General features: G+C 54.3%; 6 protein-coding genes and 1 pseudogene. 4 read left to right on the top strand and 3 right to left on the bottom strand.

Features of this window, described 5'->3' with window-relative positions; all coding sequences use genetic code 11:
* Window positions 1-267: 267 nt before the first annotated feature.
* Window positions 268-963: an RES family NAD+ phosphorylase gene (locus Q8K09_RS18100; RefSeq protein ID WP_305256380.1), complete on the bottom strand. Its 696-nt coding sequence runs from the start codon at window positions 961-963 to the stop codon at window positions 268-270.
* Window positions 963-1,367, bottom strand: coding sequence for an antitoxin Xre-like helix-turn-helix domain-containing protein (locus Q8K09_RS18095; protein ID WP_305256379.1), 405 nt, complete (start codon window positions 1,365-1,367; stop codon window positions 963-965). Before Q8K09_RS18095 ends, Q8K09_RS18100 begins: the two co-directional genes overlap by 1 nt.
* A gap of 378 nt (window positions 1,368-1,745) precedes the next feature.
* On the opposite strand from Q8K09_RS18095, the gene Q8K09_RS18090 reads away from it, so the two are divergent.
* From Q8K09_RS18090 to Q8K09_RS18075, 4 genes and pseudogenes are all read left to right on the top strand, one after another.
* Window positions 1,746-3,071 (top strand): type II toxin-antitoxin system HipA family toxin, encoded by a 1,326-nt coding sequence (locus Q8K09_RS18090; protein ID WP_305256378.1) that lies wholly within the window; start codon window positions 1,746-1,748, stop codon window positions 3,069-3,071.
* Window positions 3,071-3,337 (top strand): transcriptional regulator, encoded by a 267-nt coding sequence (locus tag Q8K09_RS18085; protein ID WP_305256377.1) that lies wholly within the window; start codon window positions 3,071-3,073, stop codon window positions 3,335-3,337. Before Q8K09_RS18090 ends, Q8K09_RS18085 begins: the two co-directional genes overlap by 1 nt.
* A gap of 962 nt (window positions 3,338-4,299) precedes the next feature.
* Window positions 4,300-4,536 (top strand): annotated as a pseudogene (locus Q8K09_RS18080) (hypothetical protein); the annotation flags it as partial.
* Window positions 4,537-5,928: an NAD-dependent succinate-semialdehyde dehydrogenase gene (locus Q8K09_RS18075; RefSeq protein ID WP_305256376.1), complete on the top strand. Its 1,392-nt coding sequence runs from the start codon at window positions 4,537-4,539 to the stop codon at window positions 5,926-5,928.
* A gap of 336 nt (window positions 5,929-6,264) precedes the next feature.
* On the opposite strand, the gene Q8K09_RS18070 is transcribed toward Q8K09_RS18075, so the two are convergent.
* Window positions 6,265-7,482, bottom strand: coding sequence for a dicarboxylate/amino acid:cation symporter (locus Q8K09_RS18070; protein ID WP_305256375.1), 1,218 nt, complete (start codon window positions 7,480-7,482; stop codon window positions 6,265-6,267).
* Window positions 7,483-7,627: the final 145 nt, after the last annotated feature.

The following is a 7,627-nucleotide window of genomic DNA, read 5'->3' as shown; positions in this document are numbered from 1 at the left end:
TCCGTCTCCGTCTCCGTCTCCGTCTCCGTAATCGAGACGGCGGCTGCGTTCAAGACCTGTCTCGATGACAACATCATGCGAGCGCTCACACGGCCCGCGCTACGTTCAAACTGATCAAGAATAACAATAATGTAGGAATATCATTAGTTTGGTGGGGGTTCTACTGAGAGTCCGCTTTTGGCCGGTTTGTGCCTGTTGAGATCGTGATCGGCTGTCCGCAGTCAATAGCCGCTTCCTGCTGGCCGCGCTCATCCCTCGCAATGACTGTTATTCAGTTGTCAGCGTGGTAATCCGGTTGACGCTGATAATTTGCCCGCACCAGATCATTTCGAAATGAGCGGCTTGGATGATTGAGGTAACGGGCCGCGGTGTCATGAGCGCCCAGCAGATGCTGCCTGGAGAACGAACCGAGTTGTAACGCATTCCTGGGCAAGCTTTACGCTTTGCTTCGCCTCCTAATTGATGAGAATGCGTGTAATCGTCAGGTGCATATATGGGGGCGGACAGCGGCACTACTGCAGCGTCTCTCATACCTGCATCAGTGAAACTACAGGCTAGCCCTCTGAAGACAAAACGCTCGTAATTGAGGTCAGGCACGTTCGACCAGCAGAGCCCCTGGTGGTGACGCACTTCTGCAATCGCTGTGTCCATTTTGTCGGCCAGGTAGAGTACGCCAAAGCTGCCATTGCTAAAGCGCGAGCCGGCCGGGTTTACATGGGTAAAGGGCGCTGTGGCGTAGGAGCATCCAGGAATACCGAATGGGATCTGGTCGCGGGGGATCAGCTCTAGTCGGCCAAGCTCGTTCTGCAATCTTGGATTCGTTATTGCTTGAAGCTCATAGAGAGCTTCGAAGTCCGCTGCGTCGGCGACGTCATCGAACAAGGCAATGGGCGGGAACTTGGAGTTGACCAGGCGGTAGGCCTGCAAATTCTCGCCTTCCAAAAGAGGAAGGCTGCTTAGCATTACCACTGAGCCCCCCGCAGCGCGTCGATCCGCCGGAATGTCTCATACAGCGAGATCATGTCGCCCTGCGCCATGATCTCGAGCGGCGTGCGTCCGTTGAAGAATTCGTTGCGGTTCTCCATTGTGGGGAAGCCGTAGACGTTTTCGGGGTTATCGAACACCAGGCGCAGTGCCGCGTGGATATTCAGCACGAGGCTGATGCGCTGCATTTGGTCAAAGTCCAGGCCAACCGCCCACTCAGAGTCACGCTGCTTGGCTCGGGTATAGGTGCTGCGCGAAATACGCAAGATTTGGCAGGCCTGCTCGCAGGAAGCCTTCCACTTATCCAGGATGTTCAGCGCCGCACGCAGGCCGGCTGCACATTGGCTTTTCGAAAAATCTTGCGATGGGATTGCTGCTGCCATTGCATGCACCTCAAGTCAATCTACAGACAAAAAAATATCACTTGTGTGTCTGTGGATCAAATAATTTGATGGCTCAACCAAAGGAGCAGGAAGCGTCTTACCGCTTTCAATCTGGGCCGCTTGGGCGCTGCAATCTTGGTCGTGGCGCCCGACCATCGGGTGCAGCGCGAGCCGTCACTGTTAAGGTGCCCAAACCCACGAGGCTGACGCTTTCGCCATCTTTAAGGGAAGAACGAGGTGTTGGCGGCACCACCAACATAGGTCGTAATGAGTATTAAAATACCTATTAATGTACGCCATAGAACATTTACCGGCATTTAATTGCCTTTTAATTGCAGTTTGGCTAAGGTTTTAGGCATTAAGTTGCCGGTAATCGCTATGCACAAGCTCACTCTACAAATCTATGCAGGTGGAAGATGGCAGGATGCCATGGGGATTGGCTTCGAGCAGTCTGATCTCGGGCTGGATGGGCCTTGTACATATGGATACGAGCAGAGCTATCTGGTGAGCGCCCTCGACGCTATAGGCAGTCGTCTGGAGGGCGCGGTCAGTGCTGCCGTACCTCTGGGCTGGGACTCTTGGCGGAGTAAGCAGGCCCCTGCTTTTCTTTACGATATTCTGCCCGCAGGGGCGGCCAGACGCTTTTTACTGAAACGCTTGAGTGGGGAGCGACCGCAGGGGCTGAGTCTAGATTTGTTCCTGTTGGGGCGCTGTACACCTGCACCCATTGGTAATCTGCGCATCAAGGAATCAGCAGACGCTATTGCGGGCAGCCCTGTGTTGGGATTTACGCGAGAGGAAGTGGTCAGCCGCGACTCGCGCTTCCTTGAATATGCTTATGAGCAGGGGGCTGCCATTGGTGGTGCCACTGGGGCGGGCGGTGAGGCTCCCAAGCTGCTGTTAACGGAAGACCGTCATGGTGCCCTGCACCCTGATGCTGTATTGCCGGATGCAGATGCTGCACAGCACTGGTTTGTAAAGTTTGCACGTAACAAGGCAGGCCGGACGGACCAGGACATTCTCCGCAGCGAGTATTGCTTCTATCGAGCGGTTCGGCAGTTGGGACTCGACACAATTGCGGCAGAAGGATTGGCTTTGGAAGAGGGTAATAAGCCCAGCCTGTGGATGCATCGCTTTGATCGCGAAGTCAGCGCCGCAGGCGTGGTCCGAGTTGCCGTTGAGTCGATGTACTCCCTGTCTGGTGTTACTGAGGCTGGCAGCTATATGTCGCATTCTGAGGTGTTACGCAATCTGGTCGCGTTGTGGCAAGGCGTTGGGCAGGCTGAGCAGGTTGGCGATCTGGTGTTCGAGTACATGCAGCGAGATCTGCTGAATCAGATTCTTGGCAACTCAGATAATCATGGCCGAAACACCTCCATCCTAAGGACTGAGCAGGGCGTGAGGCTGGCTCCGATCTATGATCTGGCTCCCATGGTAATGGATGATGAAGGCGTAACGCGTACAACCAAGTGGCCGAAGCATATTGAGCTGGCGGGGGAGGTCGGCTGGAGGACCGCCTGCGATGAGGCTGCGCAGTGGGTAAACCCTGATGAGTTATTCCAGCGGCTCAGGGCTGCGGCTCAAACTTTCCTGGCCTTGCCTGATTTGCTGAGTGCAGATGGACTGCCCGCTACGACAATGAACCACCCTCGCGTAGTGCTGCGTGATCTCCCTCAGCGGCTCAATAAATGGGGGCTCATCTAATGGACATCCTTGAGCGCAATCGGATTCTCGTCGAGTTGCAGGAGCAGTTGGCTTCTGGAGAAATTACGATCGGCGCGGCAGTTCGGCGATTACGCAAGGACGTGACTGGGTTGCAGCAGGCCAGGTTCGCCCAGATGTGTAAGCTGTCGCTGCGCGCCCTACGGCAGCTGGAGCATGACGCAAGTAACCCCACCGTTCAGACGTTGAACAGCGTATTTAATCCATTCGGGATGCAGGTCGGAATCGTGCCAAAGGTTTCGCGCTGAAACATTGGCTTTGCAATCTTGTCTGAAACGACGGAAAGCTTTGGCCAGGCTGTGTGAAAGCTCGCTGGGCAGGCTAAAGCTGTAGCTTGCGCAGTGAATCACCCGGACTCCACCCGCCGAGTTCGATGACCTTCGCCGGCACCGAAGAAGGGGTGGCGCTTTTGATGCTAATAATTGGCTAAATATCGGCAGCTAAATTTTCAACTATCTGAAAATAAAAGAAAAAGATAAAGGATCTGTCCAGTCCATCATCGGCGCGACGCTGAATTTCCTGGAAAACTTCTGCTGGATTACATCTGTAAATATTTGATTCATATGGGTATTTATCTTTCTGATGTTCTAGTGGAACTGTACATAAATGCCGATTTTTCTAACTTCGTGTGCACGAGGGCACAAGAAGGGCAGCAGCTGGGTATCTAAAAACGAGCAGGGAGTGTGCACCAGATGGCCTCGATTACTGAGCTTCCTCGTAGTTCTTGGCGCGTCCACATTTGCTGAAAGGGCCACAAGGCGATCAACGAAACATTTTCGACAGAGAAACGTGCAAAGGCTTTCGCTAAGAAGAATGAGGCTCAGCTTGAGCAAATCAAAGTGACTGTCGGTATTAAACCTGAAAAAGGACTGAGGATCGCTGACGGTCTTCTGAACTCACGAGAGCTCCAGCGCAGATCTGGCACCAAAGCAGTCTCGAGTACGTACCGAAGGTAATGGAAATGTGGTGCCCGACATGCGGCCCAGACACATTAAAACCGTACGGTTATGGAACATTTTTTGAACTAGACAGCAATCCAAATGCCCACTGAACAGGGGCGAGGCGTTCGAGGAGGACGCAATACGCCCATTGATCCATGGCGCCGCCAGTAAGGCCAAGGCGTTTCGCACGTTGCGCTGAACATGCGCATGTGAAGGACACCATCCAGGAACTTGGCGACCACCTACTGCCTCTTTTCGCCTGAGCCTATCGGAAAGGTAATTGCTGAGACAACGCAGTGATGGGGCGTTTCTTTCTGAGCTTGAAGATGGAATGAGACTGGCTGCGCGGCTACGCCAACGCAGGAGAAGCGACTCGGGATATCGCCGACTAAATCGTGGGCTTTTACAGCGCCCCCCGGCTGCATTCAAAACTGGGTTATCGACCTCCCTCCGTCTTTGAATGCGAATCGGCCGATAAACTACCTATCAAAGCTCTGGAGATTTAAATGGCATACGCAACGATCAACCCATACACCGGTGAAACACTCAAATGTTTCCCGGACGCCACCGACGAGCAGGTTGCTCAGGCACTTGATGACGCACACCACGCATTCATGAGCTGGAAAGAGTGCTCTCACGCCGCCCGGGGTCAGATCCTTCAGCGCGCAGCCGATCTGCTCCGGGAGCGCGCCAATGACTATGCGCGCCTGATGACTATCGAGATGGGCAAGATCACGTCTGAGGGACTTGGCGAGGTCGAGCTTTCGGCCGGCATTCTGGAATACTACGTGAAGCACGCCGAGTCGCTTCTGGCGCCTGAGAAACTGGTGGTGGCCGATCCGGCGGAAGGCGATGCGACACTGGTTCATGAGCCGCTCGGGATCATTCTGGCAATCGAGCCCTGGAACTTCCCCTTCTATCAAGTAGCTCGGATCCTGGCACCGCAATTAGCAGCAGGCAACACGCTGTTGCTCAAACACGCATCCAATGTGCCTCAGTGCGCGGCGGCATTTGAGCAATTGATGCTTGATGCGGGCCTCCCATCAGGTGCCTTCCAGAACCTTAATGCGACACACCAGCAGGTTGAGACCATTCTCAATGACCCGCGCGTGCAAGGAGTAGCACTGACCGGTTCCGAAGGGGCGGGGGCAGCCGTCGCCGCACAAGCGGGTAAGGCTTTGAAGAAGTCCACGCTGGAGTTGGGCGGGGCTGACGCGCTCGTCGTGCTGAAAGATGCCGAGCTGGAGAAAACCGTCAAATGGGCTGTGATTGGCCGTCACTGGAATGCCGGGCAGGTGTGCATTTCTTCCAAGCGCATGATCGTTGTGGAGGAGGTCTATAACGACTTCCTGGCCCTTTATGCGGCAGGCGTTGCCCAGCTCAAAGCGGGTGATCCAATGGATCCTCAGACAAATCTTGCACCTTTATCTTCGCAAGCGGCTGCAGATGAACTCCTGGAAAAGATCCAGGAAGCAGTCAAGCATGGTGCCAAGGCCACTGAAGTGGGTCCGAAAGTCCCTGTCCAAGGTGCATTCGTGCAACCCACCATCCTCACCAATGTCACACCGGACAACCCTGCGTACTACGGGGAGTTTTTCGGGCCGGTTTCGATGATTTTTTGTGCCAAGGATGAGGACGATGCTGTACGCATCGCGAACGACTCGCCATTCGGCCTGGGCGGCTCAGTGTTTACCGCAGACGCCCAGCATGGAGCTGAAGTTGCTAAGCGCATCAGCGCCGGGATGGTGTTCGTGAATCACCCGACGTCTTGCAAGCCTGACTTGCCGTTTGGTGGTGTCAAGCGCTCTGGGTATGGCCGGGAGTTGATTGGCCTTGGCATCAAAGAGTTCGTAAACCACAAGCTGATCAATATTGTGGATATCGACGCTCCGTTCTAACTAAAAAACCCCACGGTTTTATTGAACGTGGGGTTTTTTTAGATATCTTCACGCCGGTGGGCACAATGCCCGCCGGCGTCTTATTATGAAGTTAGTCCTGCACACTCATGAGTCGGCCTCGAATTGTGTGCTTCGAGAGCACCATCATCCACCTCGGCGACGAGATCAGCGACGCTCCTTACCTGGCCGGACGCGGGGACAGTTTGGCAAAAAGTCGAGCTGCACGGTTGCAACCATCTGATCCGTCAGTTGTATTTGTGCTGACCACGGATTGCATCCGGGTTGTCCAGTAGCCTGAAGCCCTGGCAGTAAGGTCTCTACTATCACGCCAACTACTTATTCAATGGCTTCGTCTCTTTCACTGCGACTGATGATCGCGGCTCCCACCAAGTCACCGGTTACATTCAAGGCAGTCGCCCCCATACCAACCAGTGAGTCAATCGCTGCAAGCAGGGCAACCGTTTCGATCGGCAAACCCACTTGCGCGAATACGGTGGCAATCATGATGATCCCGGCCCCTGGCACACCTGCCGTACCTATAGTTGCCAGAGTTCCAACGATTACGATTTGTAGCATCTGCATCAGATCCAGCGGTACACCGATCACGTTGGCTGCAAAGACAGCCGATATCGCTATCCTGATTGCCGCCCCGTCCATGTTGATCGTAGCCCCCAGAGGCAGAATGAAGCTATACGCCCGGTGGGAGAGTCCCATGTTGCTGGCAGCATTCATGGTAATCGGCAATGTACCGGAACTACTCTGAGTGGCGAAGGCTGTAACGACGGGTGTCCTCGCGTACCGAATGAAATTGCCGACTTTGACACCGTATAAAAGCATGGCCAGGCAATAGAGCCCCGCGTGCACGAACAAGGCGACATACAGCACCAGTATCATGCCTGCCAACGATGTAATGGTCGCGGTTCCCTGCTCTGAAACAGTACCTGCCACGATGGCAAATATACCGATAGGCAAGTAGTGCAGCACGCCGCGCATGATCATCATGGTAGCTTCGTTGAGCCCCTCGACAACCGTGAGCACCTGTCTGGCGGCATCTCCATAAACCGGGGATTCGCGCAGCTTTAGTAGTGCAAGGCCAAAGGTCATGGCCGTAAATATGATGCCAAGCATGTTCATCTGGATAAAGGCTGTAAACAGATTGTCCGGAACGATACTGAGAGCTACCTGAACGATACTTGCCTGATTCTTGACATCGACCATGGCGCCGCTAGCAATCTGCATACCGGTGCCCGGAGACAGCACCGACGCTACGGCAATGCCCACAATCATGGCAATGGCAGTCGTCAGCAAATACCAGGCAATGGTTTTCCTGCCCAGGCGTCCCACCCCACCGGCATTCCCCTGGTTGATACCCACAATCAAGGTAAACAGCACAATGGGTACGATCAGGAATTTCAGCAGCCTCAGTAGAAGCTCACCAAAGGGAGCAAGCCAGTCAACGACCGATTGCCCGGCAAATAGCCCTACGACGATACCCAGTATCAATGCAATGGTGATGCGGAGTATCAGAGACGACTCTGTATACGTTTTGAACAATGCGTGCCTGAATTCATAGAATAAGTGCAACGCTTGAAACGATAGGCAGAGGGCCAGCCACCGGTAGAATCCAGGCTCTCACACCAAAGGATTCAAGCGCAGATGACTACGCATTACCGGCAGCTGACCCGGGCCCAACGTTACC

The sequence above is a fragment of the Pseudomonas sp. genome (assembly GCF_030683065.1).
In the GTDB taxonomy this organism is placed as follows: domain Bacteria; phylum Pseudomonadota; class Gammaproteobacteria; order Pseudomonadales; family Pseudomonadaceae; genus Aquipseudomonas.
Note: the sequence above shows the minus strand (reverse complement) of the source record. Positions and strands in the feature narration are given on the sequence as shown.